25 protein-coding genes are annotated in these 22632 nt (G+C 52.0%); all 25 read left to right on the top strand.

Annotated features, from left to right (window positions below):
- Positions 1–9 precede the first annotated feature (9 nt).
- The 25 genes from rpoB (at position 10) to rplR (ending at position 22624) form a co-directional block, all read left to right on the top strand.
- Positions 10–4092 (top strand): DNA-directed RNA polymerase subunit beta, encoded by a 4083-nt coding sequence (rpoB, locus tag AB8615_RS09520; RefSeq protein ID WP_409432364.1) that lies wholly within the window; start codon positions 10–12, stop codon positions 4090–4092.
- A 112-nt stretch (positions 4093–4204) separates the two neighbouring features.
- Positions 4205–8380, top strand: coding sequence for a DNA-directed RNA polymerase subunit beta' (rpoC, locus tag AB8615_RS09515; protein WP_409432363.1), 4176 nt, complete (start codon positions 4205–4207; stop codon positions 8378–8380).
- 193 nt (positions 8381–8573) lie between these two features.
- Positions 8574–9833 (top strand): dipeptidase, encoded by a 1260-nt coding sequence (locus AB8615_RS09510; RefSeq protein ID WP_409432362.1) that lies wholly within the window; start codon positions 8574–8576, stop codon positions 9831–9833.
- A 302-nt stretch (positions 9834–10135) separates the two neighbouring features.
- Complete coding sequence (rpsL, locus tag AB8615_RS09505) at positions 10136–10507, top strand: 30S ribosomal protein S12 (RefSeq protein ID WP_409432361.1); 372 nt, start codon at positions 10136–10138, stop codon at positions 10505–10507.
- Positions 10508–10519: 12 nt separating this feature from the next.
- Positions 10520–10990, top strand: a complete 471-nt coding sequence (gene rpsG / locus AB8615_RS09500) for a 30S ribosomal protein S7 (protein WP_409432360.1) — start codon at positions 10520–10522, stop codon at positions 10988–10990.
- A 21-nt stretch (positions 10991–11011) separates the two neighbouring features.
- Positions 11012–13096, top strand: coding sequence for an elongation factor G (gene fusA / locus AB8615_RS09495; protein WP_409432359.1), 2085 nt, complete (start codon positions 11012–11014; stop codon positions 13094–13096).
- 61 nt (positions 13097–13157) lie between these two features.
- Positions 13158–14333: an elongation factor Tu gene (gene tuf / locus AB8615_RS09490; protein WP_418152311.1), complete on the top strand. Its 1176-nt coding sequence runs from the start codon at positions 13158–13160 to the stop codon at positions 14331–14333.
- A 72-nt stretch (positions 14334–14405) separates the two neighbouring features.
- Positions 14406–14720, top strand: a complete 315-nt coding sequence (gene rpsJ / locus AB8615_RS09485) for a 30S ribosomal protein S10 (RefSeq protein ID WP_271558963.1) — start codon at positions 14406–14408, stop codon at positions 14718–14720.
- Positions 14721–15560: a 50S ribosomal protein L3 gene (gene rplC / locus AB8615_RS09480; protein ID WP_409432357.1), complete on the top strand. Its 840-nt coding sequence runs from the start codon at positions 14721–14723 to the stop codon at positions 15558–15560.
- The gene (gene rplD / locus AB8615_RS09475) at positions 15560–16180 is read left to right on the top strand and encodes a 50S ribosomal protein L4 (RefSeq protein ID WP_409432356.1); all 621 of its coding nucleotides are present in this window, start codon (positions 15560–15562) and stop codon (positions 16178–16180) included. Before rplC ends, rplD begins: the two co-directional genes overlap by 1 nt.
- Positions 16177–16473, top strand: coding sequence for a 50S ribosomal protein L23 (locus tag AB8615_RS09470; protein WP_409432355.1), 297 nt, complete (start codon positions 16177–16179; stop codon positions 16471–16473). Before rplD ends, AB8615_RS09470 begins: the two co-directional genes overlap by 4 nt.
- 9 nt (positions 16474–16482) lie before the next feature.
- Positions 16483–17316, top strand: a complete 834-nt coding sequence (gene rplB, locus AB8615_RS09465) for a 50S ribosomal protein L2 (protein ID WP_418152308.1) — start codon at positions 16483–16485, stop codon at positions 17314–17316.
- A 12-nt stretch (positions 17317–17328) separates the two neighbouring features.
- A complete protein-coding gene (rpsS, locus tag AB8615_RS09460) occupies positions 17329–17607 on the top strand; it encodes a 30S ribosomal protein S19 (protein ID WP_409432353.1) in 279 nt (92 codons plus the stop codon).
- 2 nt (positions 17608–17609) lie between these two features.
- Entirely contained in the window at positions 17610–18014 is a 405-nt protein-coding gene (gene rplV, locus AB8615_RS09455) for a 50S ribosomal protein L22 (RefSeq protein ID WP_409432352.1), read from the top strand.
- Positions 18014–18757, top strand: a complete 744-nt coding sequence (rpsC, locus tag AB8615_RS09450) for a 30S ribosomal protein S3 (protein ID WP_409432351.1) — start codon at positions 18014–18016, stop codon at positions 18755–18757. Before rplV ends, rpsC begins: the two co-directional genes overlap by 1 nt.
- A 17-nt stretch (positions 18758–18774) precedes the next feature.
- Complete coding sequence (rplP, locus tag AB8615_RS09445; RefSeq protein WP_418152305.1) at positions 18775–19191, top strand: 50S ribosomal protein L16; 417 nt, start codon at positions 18775–18777, stop codon at positions 19189–19191.
- 9 nt (positions 19192–19200) lie between these two features.
- Positions 19201–19404 (top strand): 50S ribosomal protein L29, encoded by a 204-nt coding sequence (rpmC, locus tag AB8615_RS09440; protein WP_409432349.1) that lies wholly within the window; start codon positions 19201–19203, stop codon positions 19402–19404.
- Positions 19405–19413: 9 nt separating this feature from the next.
- Complete coding sequence (gene rpsQ / locus AB8615_RS09435; RefSeq protein ID WP_409432348.1) at positions 19414–19647, top strand: 30S ribosomal protein S17; 234 nt, start codon at positions 19414–19416, stop codon at positions 19645–19647.
- Positions 19648–19682: 35 nt separating this feature from the next.
- Entirely contained in the window at positions 19683–20066 is a 384-nt protein-coding gene (gene rplN / locus AB8615_RS09430) for a 50S ribosomal protein L14 (protein ID WP_418152302.1), read from the top strand.
- A gap of 2 nt (positions 20067–20068) precedes the next feature.
- Positions 20069–20386: a 50S ribosomal protein L24 gene (gene rplX / locus AB8615_RS09425; protein WP_409432346.1), complete on the top strand. Its 318-nt coding sequence runs from the start codon at positions 20069–20071 to the stop codon at positions 20384–20386.
- On the top strand, positions 20379–20933 hold the full coding sequence (gene rplE / locus AB8615_RS09420) for a 50S ribosomal protein L5 (RefSeq protein ID WP_409432345.1): 555 nt from the start codon (positions 20379–20381) through the stop codon (positions 20931–20933). Before rplX ends, rplE begins: the two co-directional genes overlap by 8 nt.
- A gap of 83 nt (positions 20934–21016) precedes the next feature.
- On the top strand, positions 21017–21322 hold the full coding sequence (rpsN, locus tag AB8615_RS09415; protein WP_409432344.1) for a 30S ribosomal protein S14: 306 nt from the start codon (positions 21017–21019) through the stop codon (positions 21320–21322).
- A gap of 10 nt (positions 21323–21332) precedes the next feature.
- Positions 21333–21728 carry a 30S ribosomal protein S8 gene (gene rpsH, locus AB8615_RS09410; RefSeq protein WP_409432343.1) on the top strand — a complete coding sequence of 132 codons (396 nt, stop codon included), beginning with the start codon at positions 21333–21335 and terminating at the stop codon, positions 21726–21728.
- A 12-nt stretch (positions 21729–21740) separates the two neighbouring features.
- Entirely contained in the window at positions 21741–22274 is a 534-nt protein-coding gene (gene rplF / locus AB8615_RS09405) for a 50S ribosomal protein L6 (RefSeq protein WP_409432342.1), read from the top strand.
- Entirely contained in the window at positions 22274–22624 is a 351-nt protein-coding gene (rplR, locus tag AB8615_RS09400; RefSeq protein WP_409432341.1) for a 50S ribosomal protein L18, read from the top strand. The genes rplF and rplR overlap by 1 nt, the downstream gene beginning before the upstream one ends.
- The last annotated feature ends 8 nt before the right edge of the window (positions 22625–22632 follow it).

Here is a 22632-nt window from a genome sequence, read left to right as displayed (position 1 = left end):
GTGTCTTAAATGTCTCTGACTTTTACTGGCAAGAAACGTATTCGCAAAAGCTTTGGCCGTATTCCGGAAGTTGTCCGGATGCCAAATCTGATTGAAGTTCAGAAAAGCTCCTACGATCAATTCCTCCAAAAATCTGTCCCACATGACGAGCGCGGCTCTGATGAGGGCATGAATGGTGTGTTCAACTCGGTTTTCCCTGTGCGGGATTTCTCGGATCGCGCTGTTTTGGAATATGTCTCCTTCGTATTTGAGCAACCAAAGTTTGATGAAGAAGAGTGTCAGCAGCGCGACATCACGTTCGCAGCGCCGCTTAAGGTCAAAATGCGCTTGGTTGTGTTCGATATTGATGAAGACACAGGTGCCAAATCTGTCAAAGACATCAAGGAACAAGACGTCTATATGGGCGATATTCCTTTGATGACAGACAAAGGCACGTTCATCGTGAACGGCACAGAGCGCGTGATCGTGTCTCAAATGCACCGTTCTCCTGGCGTTTTCTTTGACCATGATAAAGGCAAGGGCCACAGCTCTGGCAAGTTCTTGTTCTCCGCTCGTATTATCCCGTATCGCGGATCTTGGCTCGATTTCGAGTTTGACGCCAAAGACATTCTCTATGCGCGTATTGACCGTCGCCGGAAATTACCAGCGACTACGATTCTTTATGCCTTGGGTATGTCTCGCGAAGACATCCTGAACCATTATTATGAGGCGATTGAGTTCAAGCGCGACAGTAAGAAAGATGGCTGGACGCGGGCGTTTAACGCTGAAGAATATCGCGGTGCCAAGCTATTGCGGGCAATCGTTGATGCCAAGACAGGTAAAGAGGTCGCACTCGCGGGCCGTAAACTGACAAAGCGCGGCGCCAAGAAACTGGCTGATGACGGTCTGAAAACGATCCTGATTTCAAATGAGGAAATGTCAGAGCGTTTTGTGGCAGAAGACATTGTCAACATGACAACAGGTCAAATCTACGCCGAAGCGGGTGATGAGTTGTCCTTGGAAATCATGGAGCAAATCAACGAAGCCAATATTAAAGATATTTCTGTCCTAAACATCGACCACGTCAATGTTGGCCCTTATATCCGTAATACACTGGCAGCGGACAAGAACGATTCGCGCGAAGGCGCTTTGGTCGATATTTACCGCGTTATGCGCCCGGGCGAGCCCCCCACATCAGAGGCAGCTGAAGACCTGTTCAATTCTCTGTTCTTTGATCAAGAGCGTTATGATCTCTCAGCAGTTGGTCGGGTGAAAATGAACCTCCGCATGGACCTGGATTGTTCTGACGAAGTGCGTGTGCTGCGCAATGAGGACATTCTGGCAGTTGTGGATACGCTCGTAAAACTCAAAGACGGCATTGGCGCGATTGACGATATTGATAACCTCGGCAACCGTCGTGTGCGGTCTGTCGGTGAGTTGATGCAAAACCAATACCGTATTGGTTTGCTGCGTATGGAGCGCGCCATTAAAGAGCGTATGCAGTCTGTCGATATTGAGACAGTCATGCCGCATGATCTGATTAACGCGAAACCAGCGGCTGCTGTTGTCCGTGAATTCTTCGGCTCCTCGCAGCTCTCGCAGTTTATGGACCAAACCAACCCGCTCTCAGAGATCACGCATAAGCGTCGCCTCTCAGCGCTTGGGCCTGGTGGTCTGACGCGTGAGCGTGCTGGCTTTGAAGTCCGCGATGTTCATCCAACGCATTATGGTCGTATCTGCCCGATTGAAACGCCGGAAGGCCCGAACATTGGTCTGATTAACTCGCTCGCTACACATGCGCGCGTGAACAAATATGGCTTCATCGAGAGCCCTTACCGTAAAGTTGTCAATGCCAAGCTGAAAGACGAAGTCGTCTATCTGTCTGCTATGGAAGAGGCCCGCTATACAGTGGCGCAAGCCAACGCTGCGATTAACGAAAAAGGCGAGATCGCAGATGAATTCGTGACGTGTCGTGTGAACGGCGATGTGACGTTGATTGCCCGCGAAAATGTTGATTTCATTGACGTTTCACCGAAGCAGCTTGTGTCTGTCGCGGCGGCGCTGATCCCGTTCCTCGAAAATGATGATGCGAACCGTGCCTTGATGGGCTCCAACATGATGCGCCAAGCTGTGCCGCTTCTAAAGGCCGAGGCGCCTTTGGTCGGGACAGGCATGGAAAGCGTTGTGGCGCTCGACTCTGGTGCGACTGTTGCGGCGAAGCGTGAAGGTATTGTTGAGCAAGTGGATGCGAAACGGATCGTGATCCGCGCGACCAAGGAAGCTGACCTGAGTAAATCAGGCGTCGACATCTATAACCTGCTGAAATTCCAGCGCTCCAACCAGTCGACCTGTATCAATCAGCGTCCACTCGTGAATGTTGGCGATGAAATCAAAGCCGGCGATATTATCGCTGACGGCCCGTCGACTGATCTTGGCGAGCTGGCTCTGGGTAAAAACGTGCTGGTCGCGTTTATGCCTTGGAATGGCTATAACTTCGAAGACTCGATCTTGATTTCCGAGCGCATCGTGCGTGATGATGTCTACACATCATTGCACATCGAAGAGTTCTCCATCATGGCCCGCGACACAAAGCTTGGCCCTGAAGAGATCACGCGGGATATTCCAAATATCGGCGAAGAAACACTCCGTAACCTTGATGAGGCTGGTATTGTGGCCGTTGGGGCGGAAGTCCATGCCGGCGATATTCTCGTCGGTAAGGTCACGCCAAAAGGTGAAAGCCCGATGACGCCAGAGGAAAAACTCCTTCGTGCGATCTTTGGCGAAAAAGCCTCTGACGTGCGCGATACATCTTTGAAGCTGCCTCCGGGTGCGTCAGGGACAGTCGTCGAAGTCCGTGTCTTTAACCGTCACGGCGTCGACAAAGACGAACGTGCGATGCAAATCGAGCGTGAAGAGATCGAAAGCCTTGGCAAAGACCGTGATGATGAGCTGTCTATTCTAGAGCGCTCCATCTATGCGTCTGTTCAGAAAACACTGATGGGCAAGAACGCTGTGTCTGGCCCGCGTGGTTTTAACAAAGGTCCTGTGACCGAAGAAACGCTCAACGACATCCCGCGCTCCGATTGGTGGCGCATTGGGGTTGACGACGAAAAAGCGATTGGCGAGTTGGAAGCGCTCAAAGAGCAATATGACAACTCCAAATCTCGTTTGGATGCCCGTTTCGAAGATAAGGTCGACAAGCTGCAACGTGGTGATGAACTGCCGCCAGGTGTGATGAAGATGGTCAAAGTCTTCGTCGCGGTGAAGCGGAAGCTTCAGCCAGGTGATAAAATGGCGGGTCGTCACGGCAACAAAGGGGTGATCTCCAAGATCAACCCTGTCGAAGACATGCCATTCCTCGAAGATGGTCAGGCCGTTGATATCGTGCTGAACCCGCTGGGCGTGCCGTCGCGCATGAACGTGGGGCAGATCCTCGAAACTCATTTGGGTTGGGCCTGTGCGGGCGTCGGCAAAATGATTGACCAAGCGCTCGAAGCCTATCGGGCCGAAGGCAATATGGCTGATCTTCGCGCCGCTGTTCAACATGGCTACGGCGATGATGAAACGCTACCAAAGAAAAACAACGAGATCATCGAACTGGCGTCTAACGTCACGGGCGGTGTGCCGATTGCGACACCTGTCTTTGATGGTGCGCGAGAAGCGGATATCGTTGAAATGCTACAGAAAGCAGGCCTTGCTAGCTCGGGTCAGATGACACTTCACGATGGTCGGACGGGTGAGCGTTTCACACGTCAGGTTACGGTCGGGTATAAATACCTGCTGAAATTGCACCATCTGGTCGATGATAAGATCCATGCTCGTTCGATTGGGCCATACTCCCTCGTCACGCAGCAACCTCTCGGCGGTAAAGCCCAGTTTGGTGGCCAGCGCTTCGGCGAAATGGAAGTCTGGGCCCTTGAAGCTTATGGTGCGGCTTATACGCTACAGGAAATGCTGACGGTCAAGTCAGATGACGTGGCGGGTCGGACGAAAGTCTACGAGTCGATTGTGCGCGGTGATGATGGGTTCGAAGCTGGTATTCCAGAATCGTTCAACGTCTTGGTCAAAGAGATCAGGTCACTGGGTCTGAATATCGAGCTGACGAACGGCTAACACATAACAGGGCAGGGCTGTTGACAGCCCTGCTATCTTGTTCGGCGATCATTGATCGTCACTGAATTTCAAGAGGCGTTGGACGCAACGGCTCAAACCGAAAGGAAAAGACATGAACCAAGAGGTCATGAACATTTTCAACCCCGCGCAAGAAGGCCCGACCTTTGACCGTATTCGTATCTCGCTCGCTTCCCCTGAGAAAATTCTCTCATGGTCATTTGGCGAGATCAAAAAGCCTGAGACGATTAACTACCGGACGTTTAAGCCCGAAAAAGACGGCCTATTCTGTGCACGCATCTTTGGCCCAGTCAAAGATTACGAATGTCTCTGCGGCAAATATAAGCGTATGAAATATAAAGGCGTTGTCTGCGAAAAATGCGGCGTCGAAGTTACTGTCACGCGTGTGCGTCGTGAGCGTATGGGTCATATCGAACTGGCTGCGCCTGTCGCCCATATTTGGTTCTTGAAATCACTGCCGTCCCGTATTTCGACGATGCTGAACATGACGCTCAAAGAAGTTGAGCGCGTTCTGTATTTCGAAAGCTATATCGTGACAGAGCCTGGCCTGACATCGCTGGCCGAGCGACAGATCATGTCAGAAGAAGAATATGTCGACGCCCAAGCCGAATTTGGCGAAGACAGCTTTACGGCTGGTATTGGTGCAGAAGCTATCCGCGACATGCTCGTCAATCTTGATCTGGAAGCCGAAGTCGAGCGCACGCGCTTTGATATGACCGAAACTGGGTCAGAGTTGAAGCTGAAGAAATACCGCAAGCGTTTGAAATTGCTTGAGTCGTTCATTCAATCTGGCAATCGTCCAGAGTGGATGGTGTTGACGATTGTGCCCGTCATCCCGCCAGAGCTGCGCCCACTTGTGCCGCTAGATGGTGGCCGTTTTGCAACGTCCGATCTTAACGATCTCTACCGCCGTGTGATCAACCGTAATAACCGTCTCAAGCGTCTGATCGAGCTGCGTGCGCCAGACATCATCATCCGTAATGAAAAGCGGATGTTGCAAGAATCTGTTGATGCGCTGTTTGACAATGGTCGTCGTGGTCGTGTGATTACTGGCGCCAATAAGCGCCCGCTGAAATCTATGTCAGATATGCTCAAAGGCAAACAAGGCCGCTTCCGCCAGAACTTGCTCGGGAAACGCGTTGACTATTCTGGCCGTTCCGTGATCGTGGTTGGCCCAGAGCTGAAACTGCACGAATGTGGTCTGCCCAAGAAAATGGCGCTCGAGCTGTTCAAGCCGTTTATCTATGCACGTCTGGACGCCAAAGGTCTGTCTGGCACCGTTAAGCAATCTAAAAAACTCGTCGAAAAAGAACGCCCTGAAGTTTGGGATATTCTGGACGAAGTTATCCGCGAACACCCTGTGCTTCTCAATCGCGCGCCGACACTCCATAGACTTGGTATCCAAGCGTTCGAACCAAAGCTGACAGAAGGTAAGGCGATCCGTCTTCACCCGCTCGTTTGTGCCGCATTTAACGCTGACTTTGACGGTGACCAAATGGCCGTTCATGTGCCGCTCTCGATTGAGGCACAGCTGGAAGCGCGTGTTTTGATGATGTCAACGAACAACATCCTATCGCCTGCCAATGGTCGTCCGATCATCGTGCCGTCACAGGATATTGTCTTGGGTCTTTATTACATGTCGCTGATGCGCGACGGCGAAAAAGGCGAAGGTATGATGTTCGCCGATATGGCCGAAGTCGAAGCTGCATTAGACAACAAACTCGTCAGCGTTCACTCAAAAGTCAAAGGCCGTTTCCCTGTTACGCAGGAAGACGGGTCTACGACGTGGGAAGTTGCTGAGACGTCACCAGGTCGTTTGAAATTGGCAGAGTTCCTGCCACGTCACCACCTGATCCCATATTCTGTTGTCAATAAAACCCTGACAAAGAAAGAGATCGGCAAGCTGATCGACACGGTCTACCGACACGCGGGTCAGAAGGCGACTGTGATCTTTGCCGATAAGATGATGGGCCTCGGTTTCCGCGAAGCGTGTAACGCTGGTATTTCCTTTGGTAAGGACGATATGGTCATCCCAGAAACGAAATACACATTGGTGAACGAAACCAAAGACCTCGTGTCTGATTTCGAACAGCAATATGCGGATGGTCTGATTACCAAAGGCGAGAAATACAACAAAGTGGTCGATGCTTGGTCCAAATGTACGGACAAAGTGGCGGATGCGATGATGGACGAAGCGGCGAAACCGCGGAAGCTCATCAACTCGATCTTTATGATGGCCGACTCGGGCGCGCGCGGCTCGAAGAACCAAATGAAGCAACTTGCGGGTATGCGTGGCCTGATGGCTAAGCCGTCTGGCGAGATTATCGAAACACCGATTACGGCCAACTTCAAAGAAGGCCTATCCGTGATGGATTACTTTAACTCAACCCATGGGGCTCGTAAGGGACTCGCGGATACGGCGTTAAAGACAGCCAACTCAGGTTACTTGACGCGACGTCTCGTTGACGTGGCCCAAGACTGTATCGTCACAGAGCAAGATTGCGGCACAGAGAACGGCATTGAGCTGAAACCTGTTGTTGATAGTGGTGAAGTCGTTGTGTCTTTGGGCGAGCGTATGCTGGGCCGGACAACAGCCGAAGATCTGCATGATCCACGCTCTGGTGATCTGATGTATCCCGCCAATACTTATGTTGACGAAGATATTTCAGCCGAAATTGACGAAGCGGGTATCCAGAACTCACGCGTGCGTTCTGCGCTGACCTGCGAGACTGTCACGGGTATTTGTGCCACATGCTACGGACGTGATCTCGCGCGCGGCACGAAAGTCAATATGGGCGAAGCGGTCGGCGTTATTGCTGCCCAGTCCATTGGCGAACCGGGCACGCAGCTCACGATGCGGACGTTCCATATTGGCGGCACCGCGTCAGTGTCAGACAAATCTGTGATCGAGTCTTCTAATGAAGGTACTATCCAGTATGATGTTGAAGACGTCATCGATGCGGGCGGTGTTTACATTGCCAAAGCTCGTAAACTGGAATTCCAAATCGTCGACAAAGACGGCAAGGAACTCGAGGCTCAGAAAGTCGATTACGGCACGCGTCTGACGAAGAAAGCGGGCGACAAAGTTAAACGCGGCGATCGTCTGGCGGAATGGGACCCCTATGCGACCCCAATCCTGACCGAAGTCGAAGGCACAGTGCGTTTGCTTGATATCGTTGACGGCGTGACTGCCAAAGAAGAGACTGATGAAGAAACCGGTATCTCGTCTAAAGTGATCGTTGACTGGCGAGCTTCGTCTAAATCGGGTGATATTCAGCCTGTCGCTGTGATCGAAGATAAAGACGGCGAACCTGTCAAACTGCCAAATGGTAACATTGCACGCTACATGCTCGCAGTGGGCGCGATCTTGTCAGTCAATGAAGGTGACAAGGTCAAGCCAGGTGCCGTTCTGGCGCGTATCGCCAAAGGCGGCGCGACGCAGCGGGATATTACAGGTGGTCTGCCGCGTGTGGCGGAACTGTTTGAAGCCCGTCGTCCGAAAGACGATGCGGTCATCGCTGACATTGACGGTAAGATCGAATTTACGCGCGACTATAAGAACAAGCGTAAAATCCAAATCCTGCCAGAAGACGAAACTATGGACCCATCATCCTTCCTGATCGCCAAAGGCAAGCACATGCTCGTCCAAGACGGTGATCGTGTGAAGAAAGGTGACTACTTGATCGATGGTAACCCTGCACCGCATGACATTCTCGCGATTATGGGTGTAGAAGCCCTCGCGGAATATCTCGTGGACGAAGTTCAAGGTGTTTACCGTCTGCAAGGCGTGCCGATCAACGACAAGCACATTGAGGTGATTGTTCGCCAGATGCTGCAAAAAGTTGAGGTCACGGATCCCGGCGACACAACGCTCCTCAAGAATGAGCAGATGGACAAGATCGAGTTCAACAAGACCAATGCGGCCTTGCTGGAACGCGACTCCAAAGCTCGTCCCGCGGAAGCGATGCCAGTTCTGTTGGGTATCACCAAAGCGTCGCTACAAACGCGCTCCTTCATCTCCGCTGCGTCTTTCCAAGAGACAACGCGCGTGCTGACAGAAGCGTCTGTGGCGGGTAAGGAAGACATGCTCGAAGGTCTGAAAGAGAACGTGATTGTGGGTCGTTTGATCCCTGCGGGCTCTGGTGCGAACTTGCGGAAATATCAGAAAATCGCCAATGAGCGTGATCAGAAGTTCCTCGAAGAGCGCGCGGCCGCTAATCCGCAGTTGGAAGAATTCCCAGCTGAATTGGACGGCGACGCTGCGGAATAAGTATCTCGCCATAACAAAGTTTAAGCCGCCTCGTGCCATTGCGTTCATCGCAATCCGTCTGGGGCGGCTTTTTTGTGGGCGATCCAAATTTACGTCAGACATTCGGCTTTATCAGCCCGCGACAATTCTCTTCGGCTTACCTATTGGTGATCTATGCGGGACGCCCTATGTAGTATGGGAATAAGGGCTTATTATGACACATTCCACATCGCCGCGCTTCCTCATTACCACCACTATGCTCGCAGCCCTGTCGCTCGGTCTTACGGCCTGCTCAGACCCTGTGGCGACGAATAAGCCATCCGCATCTGCAAATAAGGCTGACCAAACCTTGCACGAGCGGACTCTCACGCTCGACACGCATATCGACATTCCGCTGACTTATATGAAAGAGATCGACCCCAAATGGGACACTGATCTGCAAGTTGACCTGCCAAAGCTGCGGGAAGGGGCGCTCGATAGCGGCTTTTGGATCATCTACACACCGCAGGGTGAGTTGGATGCGGCTGGCTACAAGGCTGGACTTGCGATCGCAGAGACGCGCTACCGTGCGATACAGAGCTTTGTTGTCGCCTACCCCGAAGACGTTGCCCTCGCACTCAGCGCTGCTGACGTGCGCGAAACCGTGGCGAAGGGCAAGCATGCTGTGCTGATGGGGATGGAAAATGCCTATCCTTTAGGCCCAACCATTGATCAAGTCCCGCTCTGGGCGCGGCGCGGTGTACGCTATATGGGCATCACGCATTTTGGGCATAACCAATTCGGCGATAGCTCTAACCCCAACCCAGTTCGCGATAGCGGCCCGCGCCATAACGGATTGTCCACACTCGGCAAGGCGCTGGTGCGGGCTATGAACGAAAACGGCATTATGGTCGACGTATCTCATGCAGGGAAACAGACGATGATGCAGGCGGCCGACCTATCCCGCACCCCAATCATTGCGAGCCATTCAGGCGCGAAGGCGATTGCTGACAGCCCGCGTAATTTGGATGACGAGCAACTGCGTAAAATTGCCGAAGTCGGTGGCGTGGCGCAGATGGTTGCCTTGGGTGCCTATGTAAAAGTGCAGACTTCCGCCCAGTTGCAGGCATTGGAGGCGGCATCTATCAAATACGGCGTGTCTAACAGTCAGGATTATGACGCGCTGGATGACGCGACGAAAGTGCTAGTAGATGCGGAACGCGCGCGGATCGCAGCTATGGAGCCGCTCGCGACTGTTGCTGATTTTGTCGACCATATTGATCATGTTGTGAAAGTGGCTGGGATTGACCATGTTGGCATTGCCTCCGATTTTGATGGTGGCGGCGGGATTATCGGCTGGCAAGACGCGTCTGAAACAGCCAACGTCACCGATGAATTGGTCAAACGCGGCTACTCTGAGGAAGATATTGCGAAGATTTGGGGCGGTAACTTGTTGCGCGTCATGGAATCTGTGGAACAAACAGCTCGACGCTAGCCAGTTTCAGGCCCAGCTATTTCCTTTGTCAGGTGGCTCGGTTTGACTCATTTTGATGAATCCGACCTGTTCTGAAAAAACCTCACATCACGCTGTTGACGTGGCGAGAATCGGCGTCTATACGCCGCCACGTTGATAGACATGCATGTCCAGGGAATGCCTTGGAAACCTTGTCAGATACAAAAGATTTAACCAACGCAGCCCGCGTGGACGCCGTTTTGTCCGCGAAAGGGTTGCTTTTGTTGCAGGTAGCTAGCCTTTCACAGGGCTGATTGCCTGCTTTTGACGCAGGAAACGATTGAATGCCAACGATCCAACAGCTCATCCGCAAGCCGCGGAAAGACAAACGCAAACGGAACAAGGTTCCAGCGCTCGAGGCGTGTCCTCAGAAGCGCGGCGTTTGCACACGTGTTTATACAACAACGCCTAAAAAGCCGAACTCGGCCCTGCGTAAAGTTGCTAAGGTGCGTCTCACAAACGGTTTTGAGGTTCTCTCATACATTCCGGGCGAGCGTCATAACTTGCAAGAGCATAGTGTTGTTCTGATCCGTGGTGGTCGTGTGAAAGATTTGCCGGGCGTGCGTTATCACGTCCTTCGTGGTGTCTTGGATACGCAAGGCGTCAAAGATCGTAAGCAACGTCGTTCGAAATACGGCGCGAAGCGTCCGAAGTAAGGGTAGTAACAGATGTCACGTCGTCACCGCGCAGAGAAACGGGTTATTCTCCCCGATGCTAAGTTCCAAGATCTGATCTTGGCGAAATTCATGAATGCCATCATGTTGGATGGTAAAAAGTCTACGGCTGAAAAAATTGTCTATGGTGCGATGGAAATCGTCGAAGACAAAGCCAAGACAGAGCCGCTTCGTGTGTTCCACGATGCGCTAGAAAACATTAAGCCAGCTGTCGAAGTGCGGTCTCGCCGCGTCGGTGGTGCGACGTATCAGGTACCTGTCGAAGTGCGTCCTGACCGTCGTCAGGCTTTGGCCATTCGCTGGTTGGTCAACGCGTCCCGTTCGCGGAACGAAAATACAATGCGTGAGCGCCTCGCAGGTGAGTTGCTCGACGCCTCAAACAATCGCGGCACAGCCGTGAAGAAACGTGAAGATACGCACCGTATGGCCGAAGCCAACCGCGCATTCTCGCACTACCGCTGGTAATTAGGACTAAAGAGACCGATCATGGCACGCGATTACGACCTTAAAGACTACCGTAACTTTGGTATTATGGCGCATATTGATGCGGGTAAGACCACATGTACTGAGCGGATTCTTTACTATACAGGTAAAAACCACAAGATTGCCGAAGTGCATGACGGCGCGGCCACCATGGATTGGATGGAGCAAGAGCAAGAGCGCGGCATTACGATTACGTCTGCTGCGACGACTTGTTTCTGGAAAGACAAGCGTCTGAATATTATCGACACACCGGGTCACGTTGACTTCACGATTGAAGTTGAGCGTTCACTTCGCGTGCTCGACGGTGCTGTTGCGCTGCTCGATGCCAATGCAGGTGTTGAGCCACAAACGGAAACAGTCTGGCGTCAGGCCGACAAGTACCGTGTTCCACGCATGATCTTCATCAACAAGATGGATAAGCTGGGCGCTGACTTTTACGCGTCCGTGCAATCTGTCAAAGATCGCCTCGGCGGCAATGCGCTAGAGATGCAACTGCCTATCGGTTCTGAAGATCAGTTCAAGGGCATGGTCGACCTTGTCGAAAACGTCGCCTACACGTGGGAAGATGATGCAGAGCTAGGCGCGAAATATGACACAGGTCCAGTGCCTGCTGACATGGTCGAAAAAGTCGAAGAATACCGCACGGCTCTGATTGAAGCGGTCGCCGATATGGACGATGCTGTGATGGAAGCTTACTTCGAAGGTGAAATGCCTGATGTTGCGACGATCCAGCGTTTGGTGCGTGCAGCGACGATTGCGAACAAAGTTGTCCCAGTGTTCTGTGGCACGGCGTTTAAAAACAAAGGTGTTCAGCCTTTGCTCGACGCGGTTGTGGCGTATCTGCCGAGCCCGCTTGATATTGAAGCGATCAAAGGTATTGACGGCAAAACTGGCGAAGAAACAACACGTCCAGCATCTGACGATGCGCCGCTATCTATGCTGGCCTTCAAAATCATGAATGATAAGTTCGTTGGTACGCTCACATTCTGCCGGATTTATTCTGGCAAGCTCGAAACTGGCACAACGCTTCTGAACTCCGTCAAAGAGAATAAAGAACGCGTGGGTCGGATGATGATGATGCACTCTAACGATCGTGAAGACATTCAAGAGGCTTATGCGGGCGATATTATCGCGGTTGCGGGACTGAAGCGCACGACCACAGGTGACACATTGTGTGACACGTCCAATCCAGTGATCCTTGAGCGTATGGAATTCCCTGATCCCGTGATCGAGATCGCGGTTGAGCCAAAAACGAAGTCTGACCAAGAAAAACTAGGTGTTGGCCTGCAGCGTTTGGCGGCAGAAGACCCGTCTTTCCGCGTTACGACTGACGAGGAATCTGGCCAAACTATCATGGCTGGCATGGGCGAACTTCACTTGGATATCCTCGTGGATCGTCTGCGTCGCGAATTCGGCGTTGAGGCGAATATCGGTCAGCCGCAGGTGGCGTATCGTGAAGCGCTCGCACGTCCTGTTGACATTGATTACACGCATAAGAAGCAGTCTGGTGGGTCTGGGCAGTTTGGTCGCGTGAAAATTCGTTTCGAGCCGCTAGAGCCGGGCGAAGGTATCCAGTTCGAATCTAAAGTTGTCGGCGGTAACGTGCCTAAAGAATATATCCCAGGTGTTGAAAAAGGTATTCGCACTATGGCTGAGACAGGTCTTCTGGCTGGTTTCCCAGTCATCGACTTCAAAGCCGAGCTATATGACGGTGCATACCATGATGTTGACTCCTCTGTGATGGCATTTGAGATCGCGGCTCGCGCAGCGTTCCGCCAGATCAAAGAAGAAGGCAAATTGAAGTTGCTTGAGCCGATCATGAAGGTCGAAGTTGTGACGCCTGATGAATACATGGGCGACGTGATTGGTGACCTGAATTCCCGTCGCGGTATGATTGAAGGCACAGAGATGCGCGGAAACGCAAATGTTGTGAATTCAATGGTTCCATTGGCAAACATGTTCGGTTACGTGAACGATCTGCGCTCTAAAACTCAGGGTCGCGCTCAGTTTACAATGACATTTGATCACTATGCTGCAACGCCTCAGGCGGTCGCGGATGAAGTGATTTCGAAACAAGGGGGTGCGTAGACCTTAGGTCGCGCATTCTAGAATAAAATTTTAACTCCAAGACGAGAAACGGAGCAGTAAAATGGCAAAAGAGAAGTTTGAACGTAATAAGCCGCATGCCAATATTGGCACGATTGGCCACGTTGACCACGGTAAGACGACGCTGACGGCGGCGATCACGAAGTATTTCGGTGATTTCAAAGCTTATGATCAGATTGACGGCGCGCCGGAAGAGAAGGCCCGTGGTATCACGATTTCAACGGCTCACGTTGAGTATGAGACGGATAATCGTCACTATGCCCACGTCGACTGCCCGGGTCACGCTGACTATGTGAAGAACATGATCACAGGTGCGGCGCAGATGGACGGCGCGATCTTGGTGGTGAACGCGGCTGACGGCCCAATGCCTCAGACACGCGAGCACATCCTGCTGGCCCGTCAGGTCGGTGTGCCGGCGCTCGTCGTTTATATGAACAAGGTTGACCAAGTTGACGATGAAGAGCTGCTAGAGCTTGTCGAAATGGAAATCCGTGAGTTGCTGTCATCTTATGATTTCCCAGGCGACGACATTCCTGTGATTGCTGGCTCTGCTTTGGCCGCGATGGAAGGCCGCGATCCAGAGATTGGCGAAGAGTCGATTAAAAAGCTGATGGCTGCTGTTGATGAGTACATCCCGCAGCCGCCACGTGCGATTGACGAGCCTTTCTTGATGCCGATTGAGGACGTGTTCTCTATCTCAGGCCGTGGTACGGTTGTGACCGGTCGTGTGGAGCGTGGCTCTGTGAACGTGGGTGACGAGATTTCTATCGTTGGTATCCGCGACACACAAAAGACCACATGTATGGGTGTTGAAATGTTCCGCAAATTGCTCGACCGCGGCGAAGCGGGTGACAATATTGGTGCCTTGATCCGGGGTATTGACCGTGAATCTGTTGAGCGTGGCCAAGTGCTGTGTAAGCCAGGGTCCGTGACACCGCATAAGAAGTTTGTGGGCGAAGCCTATATCCTGACCAAAGAAGAGGGTGGCCGTCATACGCCATTCTTTAACAATTACCGCCCGCAGTTCTACTTCCGTATGACTGACGTGACGGGTGTTGTGACTTTGAAAGAAGGTACAGAGATGGTGATGCCAGGTGATAACGTCGAAGTGAACGTCGAGCTGATCGTGCCAATCGCGATGGAAGAAAAGCTTCGCTTCGCGATCCGCGAAGGTGGCCGCACAGTCGGCGCCGGCGTCGTCGGTAAAATCATCGAGTAGTAAGAGTTTGACTGCGGAGGCGCTTAGTCTCCGCAAGTTTGTTGTTTGAAGCGTAAAGATTAGGGTTCCGTTATGGATCGTCAAAATATCCGCATTCGGTTGAAGGCATTTGACCACCGCATCCTCGACACCTCCACGAAGGAGATTGTCTCGACTGCTAAACGTACGGGTGCAACCGTGCGTGGCCCAATTCCTTTGCCAACTCGCATTGAGCGGTTCACCGTGAACCGTTCTCCACACGTGAACAAGAAATCACGTGAGCAGTTCGAAATTCGCACGCATAAGCGGATGCTCGACATCGTTGACCCGACTCCACAAACCGTTGACGCGCTGATGAAGCTCGACCTTGCGGCTGGTGTGGATGTCGAAATTAAGTTGGGGGCATAAATGTCTCGTACAGGATTATTAGCCAAGAAGCTGGGCATGACGCACGTCTATGACGATGCGGGCAATCATGTTCCTGTGACTGTTTGCGCCCTAGAGGGTTGCGCAGTGGTGGCGCAAAAAACAATGGCGCGTGACGGCTATACAGCTGTTCAGCTCGGTTCTGGCGAAGCGAAAGTAAAGCGCGTCTCTAAAGCAGAGCGTGAGCGTTTCGCCAAAGCGGGCGTAACCCCTAAACAGAAGCTGGTTGAGTTTCGTGTGTCCGAAGAGAACCTTGTCGCTGTCGGCGAAGAGTTTATCGCAGGTCATTTCTTGCCAGGTCAAAAAGTTGACGTCGCAGGTATTACTGTTGGTAAGGGCTTTGCGGGTGCGATGAAGCGTCATAACTTTGGCGGCCTTCGCGCAACACATGGTGTGTCAATCTCTCACCGTTCGCATGGTTCAACAGGTCAGTGTCAAGACCCGGGTAAAGTCTTCAAGGGCAAGAAAATGGCCGGTCACATGGGCGCAGTGCGTCGCACCGTTCAAAATCTCGAAGTGGCTCGTGTTGAAAATGACGAAAACCTCGTCCTGATCCGCGGCGCGACGCCAGGTGCCAAGGGCGCATGGCTTGAAATTCGCGACGCTGTCAAAAAGCCTGCTATGGAAGGCCTGATTTATCCGGCTGCCACAATGGGCGACAAGAAAGCGGCTGAGAAAGCGGCGAAAGAAGCTGAAGCTGCGGCAGCTGCCGAGGCAGAAGCAGAAGCGAAACGTATCGCGGAAGAGCGCCAAGCTGCTATGGATGCAGCTGAAGCCGACGCGCCAGCGGACGACACAGATAAAGGCGAGGGTGACGCATAATGAAACTCGACGTTCAAACATTAGCTGGCAAGAAATCAGGGTCTGTTGATCTTGACGATGCCATTTTCGGCAATGAGCCGCGCAAAGACATTTTGCACCGCATGGTCCGTTACCAACTGGCCAAGCGTCGGTCTGGCACGCATCAGGTTCAAGAGCGTGGTGACGTGTCAAAAACGACAAAGCGTATTGGCAAGCAAAAGGGCGGCGGTACAGCGCGTCACGGTAACGGATCTGTCTCGCAGTTCCGTGGTGGTGCAAAAGCGCACGGTCCGCGGTCTCGCTCGCACGCGCACGACCTACCGAAGAAAGTTCGCGCAATGGCTTTGCGTCATGCGCTGTCAGCGAAGGCTAACTCCAAAGAGCTTATCATCATTGACGATGCTGCAATGAAGGCGCCGAAGACGGCTGAGCTGCGCAAGCAACTTGTTGCCTTGGGTGTTACAAACGGGTTGATCGTCGGCGGAACAGCTATCGACGTGAATTTTGCCAAAGCCGCCAGCAATATCCCTAACCTCGACGTGTTGCCGAGTCAGGGTGCTAACGTGTATGATATTTTGAAGTCGCACACTTTGGTCCTCACAAAGCAAGCCGTTCAAGACTTGGAGGCTCGACTGAAATGAGTATAGCAGCCCGCCATTATGATGCCGTGCTTAGCCCGGTTATCACTGAGAAAACGACGATTGTTTCCGAAAACAATCAGGTTGTGTTTGAGGTGCCATTGAGCGCCTCTAAGCCAGAAATCAAAGACGCGATTGAACAGTTGTTCAAAGTGTCTGTGACGGCGGTCAACACGATCCGTGTCAAAGGTAAAACAAAGCGTTTCCGGGGTCGTCCTGGTCGCCGCAAAGATGTCAAAAAAGCATATGTCACGTTGAAAGACGGCGACAGCATCGACATCGCAACTGGTTTGTAGGAAGAGACAATGGCTTTAAAGACATTCAATCCGACTTCACCGTCACGACGTCACCTGGTTCAGGTTGACCGCTCAGAACTTCACAAAGGTCGCCCTGAAAAGGCACTGACTGAAGGTCTGACGAAAAATGGTGGTCGCAATAATACAGGTCGCATCACGATGCGCCGCCAAGGTGGTGGCCATAAGCGTCTCTATCGTATGGTCGATTTCAAGCGTAATAAGCTTGATATGGAAGCGACTGTTCTGCGCCTTGAATATGATCCAAACCGGACAGCTTTCATCGCATTGATCGAATATAAAGATGGCGAGAAATCATATATTTTGGCACCGCAGCGTTTGGCTGAAGGCGACAAAGTTCTCTCATCTGACCGTGCCGATATTAAGCCTGGTAATTCCATGCCTTTGCGTTTGATGCCTGTTGGTATGATCATTCACAATATCGAGCTGAAGCCAGGCAAGGGCGGTCAAATCGCTCGCTCTGCTGGTACATATGCGCAGCTCGTGGGTCGGTCAGAAGGTTACGCGCAGGTTCGCTTGAAGTCAGGCGAAATGCGCATGGTTCACCAGACATGCCGCGCCACAATCGGCGCTGTGTCTAACCCGGATCATATGAACATTGATCTGGGTAAAGCTGGCCGTAAGCGTTGGTTGGGTAAGCGCCCGGCAGTTCGCGGCGTGGCCATGAACCCAGTGGATCACCCGCACGGTGGTGGTGAAGGCCGGACATCTGGTGGTCGTCATCCTGTGACACCTTGGGGTAAGCCGACTAAAGGCGCCAAAACGCGTAGTAATAAGGCGACGGATAAGTTCATTATCCGCTCTCGTCACAAGAAGAAGAAATAGTAGGACACCGCTATGCCACGTTCAGTATGGAAAGGTCCGTTTGTTGACGGTTACCTGCTTAAAAAAGCCGAAGCCGCTCGCGCAGAGGGCCGTCATAAGCCGATCAAGACTTGGTCTCGTCGTTCGACGATTATGCCTGGTTTCGTTGGACTGACGTTCCAAGTGCATAATGGTCAAAAATTTGTGCCAGTTTTGGTCGACGAAGATATGGTCGGTCACAAGCTAGGCGAATTCTCACCGACACGGACTTATTATGGTCACGGTGCGGATAAGAAAGCGAAACGGAAGTAGTCATGGCTAAAGCTAAGAATCCACGCCGCGTTGCTGACAACGAAGCTCGGGCTAAGTTGCGGATGATCCGCATCAGCCCACAAAAGCTAAACCTTGTTGCGCAACTCATTCGCGGTAAAAAAGTCGAAACAGCCCTCGCTGATCTGGAATTTTCGCACAAGCGTATTTCTGGTGTTGTGAAGACCGTGCTGGAAAGCGCGATTGCAAATGCTGAAAACAATCATGGCTTGGACATCGATAATTTGATCGTGTCAGAGGCCTATGTCGGCAAAAACTTCGTGATGAAGCGTTTCCGTGCACGTGCACGTGGCCGTGGCGCTCGTATTTTAAAGCCGTTCTCTGAGCTAACAATCGTTGTTCAAGAGCAAGTTGAAGTGTCCGAGACAGAAAAAAGTGAGGCCGCATAATGGGTCAGAAGATTAATCCAATCGGTCTACGCTTAGGCATTAACCGCACATGGTCATCCCGTTGGTACGCCAACACGGCTGAATATGGCGATCTGCTACATCAAGATCTCGCGATCCGCTCATTCCTAATGGCTGAGTTGAAAAACGCGTCTGTGTCTCGCATCGTGATCGAGCGTCCGCACAAAACCTGCCGCATTACAATTTACACAGCCCGTCCAGGTGTCGTGATTGGTAAAAAAGGCTCCGATATCGAAGTCCTGCGCAAAAAGGTTGCGGGCATGGTTGACGGTGAAGTGTTCATCAACTTGGTTGAAGTCCGTAAGCCAGAAGTAGACGCTAACCTCGTTGCTGATGGCATTGCGCAGCAGCTAGAGCGTCGCGTCTCTTTCCGTCGCGCAATGAAGCGGTCTTTGCAGTCTGCTATGCGCATGGGTGCGAAGGGCTGTAAAATTAAGCTCGGCGGTCGTCTTGGTGGCGCGGAAATCGCACGGGTTGAGCAATATCAAGAGGGTTCTGTGCCGTTGCACACAATGCGCGCTGACATCGATTACGGTGTCGCGCGTGCGATGACAGCCATGGGCATCATCGGCATCAAAGTTTGGATCAATAAGGGCGAGATCATGGAACATGATCCCTATGCTCACGAAAAGCGCATGACAGAGCAGGGCGATACTCGCTCTCGCGGTGGCAATGATCGCGGCGGCAATGACCGTGGCAATCGTCGCCCAGCTCGCGCAAATTAATTGGAAGGCTAAGAGCAATGTTACAGCCAAAACGTACTAAATTCCGGAAAGCCCATAAGGGTCGGATTAAAGGCATGGCCAAGGGCGGTTCTTCATTGAACTTTGGTTCCTATGGTCTTAAGGCCCTCGAACCTGAGCGCGTTACCGCGCGTCAGATCGAAGCGACACGTCGCGCAATCACACGTCATATGAAACGTGCTGGTCGTGTGTGGATCCGCATCTTCCCAGATGTGCCAGTCACGAAAAAACCTACCGAAGTTCGGATGGGTAAAGGTAAGGGTTCTGTTGAATTCTGGGTCTGTAAAGTGAAGCCCGGTCGCATCATGTTTGAAATTGATGGTGTGTCTGATGCTGTTGCGCGTGAAGCGCTTCGCCTCGGCGCCGCCAAATTGCCTGTGAAGTGTAAAGTCGTTACACGTCCAGGCGAGCAATAGGAGCGCGCTATGAAAGCCGTAGACGCACGAGCCATGACAGCCGATCAGCTCACAGAAGAGCTGCTGAAGTTGAAAAAAGAACAGTTCAACCTGCGTTTCCAGGACGCGACAGGTCAGCTGGAAAAAACTGCCCGCGTGCGCCAAGTGCGCCGCGATATCGCACGGATCAAAACTATTCAGGCTGAGACAAAATCAGCCGCAAAGAAAGCGTAAGAGAGAGCCATGCCAAAGCGTATTCTCCAAGGCACTGTGGTGTCAGACAAAGGTGAAAAAACAATCGTCGTCCGCGTCGAGCGTTCTTTCCTGCACCCGCTGTTCAAAAAGACGATCCGTCGGACAAAAAAATATCACGCGCATGATGAAAACAATGCGCATAAAGTGGGTGACAAGGTTCGTATCATCGAATGTCCCCCGAAAAGTAAACTCAAGACCTGGGAAGTCGTGACTGGCGCTTAAGCCAGTTTGCGAAACTACCAAGCTAGGAGACCCGCATGATTCAAATGCAATCAAATCTCGAAGTCGCCGATAACTCTGGTGCGCGTCGCGTCCAGTGTATCAAAGTGCTGGGCGGCTCTAAGCGTCGTTATGCCAGCGTGGGCGACATTATCGTTGTGTCGATCAAAGAAGCTCAACCCCGCGGTAAAGTGAAAAAAGGCGAAGTTCGTAAGGCTGTCGTCATACGTGTTCGTAAAGATATCCAGCGCGCGGATGGGTCTGTCATTCGTTTTGACGGCAATGCCGCTGTGATCATCAACAATAATGGTGAGCCGCTCGGCACACGGATTTTTGGCCCAGTGCCGCGTGAATTGCGCGCCAAGTCTGGCCCAACGAAAAATCTGATGAAGATCGTCTCACTTGCTCCAGAGGTAATCTAATCATGGCAGCCAAGATTAAAAAAGGTGACTATGTCGTCGTCATTTCTGGCGGAGATAAAGGCAAGAAGGGCGAAGTCCTGAAGGTCTCTCCGAAAGAAGGTCGTATCGTTGTTAAAGGCGTGCGTATGGTCAAGCGTCACATGCGTGCCTCACAAGGTAATGAAGGCGGCATCATGGAATTTGAAGCGCCGATCGCTGTTTCAAACGTCGCGCACATTGATCCCAAAGACGATAAGCCAACTCGCGTTGGTTTCAAGACTTTGAAAGATGGTAAAAAGGTCCGTGTGACCAAGAGAACAGGGGAAGTCATCGATGTCTAAACCTTATGAACCACGCCTAGCCACTGTTTACCGCGAGGAAATCCGCGCGAAGATGAAAGAGCAGTTCGGCTACGAAAATGACATACAAATTCCACGCATCGAAAAGGTCGTCCTAAATATGGGCCTTGGTGAGGGTGTGGCTGACAAGAAAAAAGTCCAAGCGGCGATCGAAGAACTGTCTTTGATTGCAGGTCAGAAACCAGTTGAAACGGTTGCCAAAAAGTCTATTGCGGGCTTCAAACTTCGCGACGGCATGGTGATCGGGGCTAAGGTGACATTGCGTCGTGACGTGATGTTTGAATTCTTGGACCGCCTCATCAATATCGCACTGCCACGGACACGTGACTTTCGCGGATTGAATGGTAAAAGCTTTGATGGCAACGGCAATTACGCCATGGGCATTAAAGAACACATCGTATTTCCAGAGATTGATTATGACAAAGTCGAGTCAGTCCGAGGTATGGATATTGTGGTTCAAACGACCGCAAAAACAGATGAAGAAGCCAAAGCATTGTTGGCCGCGTTTGCTTTCCCGTTCAGAAATTAATCTGGCCGGACCGAAGTAAACGAACGCAACAAGCGAAGCGGACTGCAGATATGACGTCTGAGTCCTGCAAATAGGAGTAAAACATGGCTAAAGTCAGTGCAGTTGAGCGCAATCTCAAGCGTCAGCGCCTCGTCGCAAAATATGCGGCTAAGCGTGCGCTTCTCAAAGATATTGCGCGTAATAAAGATATTCCCGTCGAAGAGCGTTTTCAGGCGCAGCTCAAGCTAGCTGCCCTGCCACGTAATTCAGCGGAAACGCGTATTCGTAACCGTTGCCAAGTCACCGGTCGTCCGCGCGGCTATTATCGCAAAATGAAAATGTCCCGGATCGCGCTTCGCGAGCTTGGCTCACACGGCCTGATCCCAGGTCTTCTGAAATCTAGCTGGTAGGAGGGAAACCATGTCATTCTCCGATCCATTGGGTGATATGCTCACTCGTATTCGTAACGCTATCATGCGTGGCCGTTCGACTGTTCTCACACCTGCTTCCACATTGCGTGGCCGCGTCTTGGACGTGTTGGCAGAAGAGGGCTTCATCCGCGGCTATTCAGAGACAGAAATTGACGGCTTTAAAGGCTTTAATGTCGAGCTGAAATATTTCGAAGGCGAAGCTGTGATCCGCGACATTAAACGCGTGTCAAAGCCAGGTCGTCGTGTCTATTCATCGGTTAAAACACTTCCGCAGGTCCGCAATGGCTTGGGTATCTCAATCCTCTCTACGCCCAAAGGCGTGATGAGCGATGCAGCTGCCCGCGAAGCCAATGTCGGCGGCGAAGTTCTTTGCCAAGTGTCATAAGGAGCTATCATTATGTCACGTATCGGAAAACAACCAGTCACGGTTCCAGCGGGTGTCACACTGACACAAACGGGCCAAGAGGTGACTGTCAAAGGATCTAAAGGCGAGCTGAAATTCACGCTCCCAGATGCTGTTTCAGGCAAGCTAGACGGTGCAGAGTTTACTGTGTCACCTGTCGAAGGGTCTAAAACAGCCGCGGCAATGTGGGGCATGTCTCGCACAATGGTCGCAAACATGATTGAAGGCGTCACGAACGGCTTCAAAAAAGAGCTAGAATTGCGCGGCGTTGGTTATCGCGCGCAAATGAAGGGCAATACGCTCTCTATGCAGCTCGGTTATTCACATGACGTTGATTACACACCGCCAGCTGGCGTGACTATTGAGGCGTCAAAGCCGACTTTGGTCAGCGTGTCTGGCATTGATAAGCAGCAAGTCGGTCAAGTGGCGGCAGAAATCCGCAGCTTCCGTAAGCCAGAGCCTTATAAAGGCAAAGGCGTGCGCTATGTCGGTGAATTTGTGCGTCAGAAAGAGGGTAAGAAGAAATAATGAAAACCGCTCGTTCTCTTATGCAGCGCCGCGCCCAACGGGTTCGCCGCCGCCTCAAAAAACACGCCAATGGGCGTCCGCGTCTGTCAGTCTTCCGGTCGTCAAAGAATATTTCTGTACAGATCATCGACGATGCAACAGGCACAACTCTAGCATCCGCCTCTACGCTTGAAGATAAAAAAGCAAAGGGTTCTGATGTTGCAGCTGCTGAACGAATTGGCAAGCTGATCGCAGAACGCGCTAAAAAAGCGAAAATCGAAGACGTTGTCTTTGACCGTGGCGCATATCTTTATCATGGCCGAGTGAAAGCTCTGGCGAATGCGGCTCGCGAAGCCGGTTTGAAATTCTAGGAAAGCTG

The sequence above is a fragment of the Litorimonas sp. RW-G-Af-16 genome (assembly GCF_048319245.1).
Taxonomy (GTDB): Bacteria; Pseudomonadota; Alphaproteobacteria; order Caulobacterales; family Maricaulaceae; genus Litorimonas.
This window is presented reverse-complemented; position numbering and strand designations above follow the sequence as displayed.

Excerpts from the sequence above, each read along its gene's own strand:
- rpsJ (WP_271558963.1), top strand. The coding sequence starts at position 14,406 with ATGGATCGTCAAAATATCCGCATTCGGTTGAAGGCATTTGACCACCGC.
- rpoC (WP_409432363.1), top strand. The coding sequence starts at position 4,205 with ATGAACCAAGAGGTCATGAACATTTTCAACCCCGCGCAAGAAGGCCCG.
- rpoB (WP_409432364.1), top strand. The coding sequence starts at position 10 with ATGTCTCTGACTTTTACTGGCAAGAAACGTATTCGCAAAAGCTTTGGC.
- fusA (WP_409432359.1), top strand. The coding sequence starts at position 11,012 with ATGGCACGCGATTACGACCTTAAAGACTACCGTAACTTTGGTATTATG.
- AB8615_RS09510 (WP_409432362.1), top strand. The coding sequence starts at position 8,574 with ATGACACATTCCACATCGCCGCGCTTCCTCATTACCACCACTATGCTC.
- rplF (WP_409432342.1), top strand. The coding sequence starts at position 21,741 with ATGTCACGTATCGGAAAACAACCAGTCACGGTTCCAGCGGGTGTCACA.
- rpsS (WP_409432353.1), top strand. The coding sequence starts at position 17,329 with ATGCCACGTTCAGTATGGAAAGGTCCGTTTGTTGACGGTTACCTGCTT.
- rpsH (WP_409432343.1), top strand. The coding sequence starts at position 21,333 with ATGTCATTCTCCGATCCATTGGGTGATATGCTCACTCGTATTCGTAAC.
- rplC (WP_409432357.1), top strand. The coding sequence starts at position 14,721 with ATGTCTCGTACAGGATTATTAGCCAAGAAGCTGGGCATGACGCACGTC.
- rplE (WP_409432345.1), top strand. The coding sequence starts at position 20,379 with ATGTCTAAACCTTATGAACCACGCCTAGCCACTGTTTACCGCGAGGAA.
- rpsC (WP_409432351.1), top strand. The coding sequence starts at position 18,014 with ATGGGTCAGAAGATTAATCCAATCGGTCTACGCTTAGGCATTAACCGC.
- tuf (WP_418152311.1), top strand. The coding sequence starts at position 13,158 with ATGGCAAAAGAGAAGTTTGAACGTAATAAGCCGCATGCCAATATTGGC.
- rplX (WP_409432346.1), top strand. The coding sequence starts at position 20,069 with ATGGCAGCCAAGATTAAAAAAGGTGACTATGTCGTCGTCATTTCTGGC.
- rpmC (WP_409432349.1), top strand. The coding sequence starts at position 19,201 with ATGAAAGCCGTAGACGCACGAGCCATGACAGCCGATCAGCTCACAGAA.
- rpsQ (WP_409432348.1), top strand. The coding sequence starts at position 19,414 with ATGCCAAAGCGTATTCTCCAAGGCACTGTGGTGTCAGACAAAGGTGAA.
- rplR (WP_409432341.1), top strand. The coding sequence starts at position 22,274 with ATGAAAACCGCTCGTTCTCTTATGCAGCGCCGCGCCCAACGGGTTCGC.
- rplB (WP_418152308.1), top strand. The coding sequence starts at position 16,483 with ATGGCTTTAAAGACATTCAATCCGACTTCACCGTCACGACGTCACCTG.
- rpsG (WP_409432360.1), top strand. The coding sequence starts at position 10,520 with ATGTCACGTCGTCACCGCGCAGAGAAACGGGTTATTCTCCCCGATGCT.
- rplN (WP_418152302.1), top strand. The coding sequence starts at position 19,683 with ATGATTCAAATGCAATCAAATCTCGAAGTCGCCGATAACTCTGGTGCG.
- rplD (WP_409432356.1), top strand. The coding sequence starts at position 15,560 with ATGAAACTCGACGTTCAAACATTAGCTGGCAAGAAATCAGGGTCTGTT.
- rplV (WP_409432352.1), top strand. The coding sequence starts at position 17,610 with ATGGCTAAAGCTAAGAATCCACGCCGCGTTGCTGACAACGAAGCTCGG.
- AB8615_RS09470 (WP_409432355.1), top strand. The coding sequence starts at position 16,177 with ATGAGTATAGCAGCCCGCCATTATGATGCCGTGCTTAGCCCGGTTATC.
- rplP (WP_418152305.1), top strand. The coding sequence starts at position 18,775 with ATGTTACAGCCAAAACGTACTAAATTCCGGAAAGCCCATAAGGGTCGG.
- rpsN (WP_409432344.1), top strand. The coding sequence starts at position 21,017 with ATGGCTAAAGTCAGTGCAGTTGAGCGCAATCTCAAGCGTCAGCGCCTC.
- rpsL (WP_409432361.1), top strand. The coding sequence starts at position 10,136 with ATGCCAACGATCCAACAGCTCATCCGCAAGCCGCGGAAAGACAAACGC.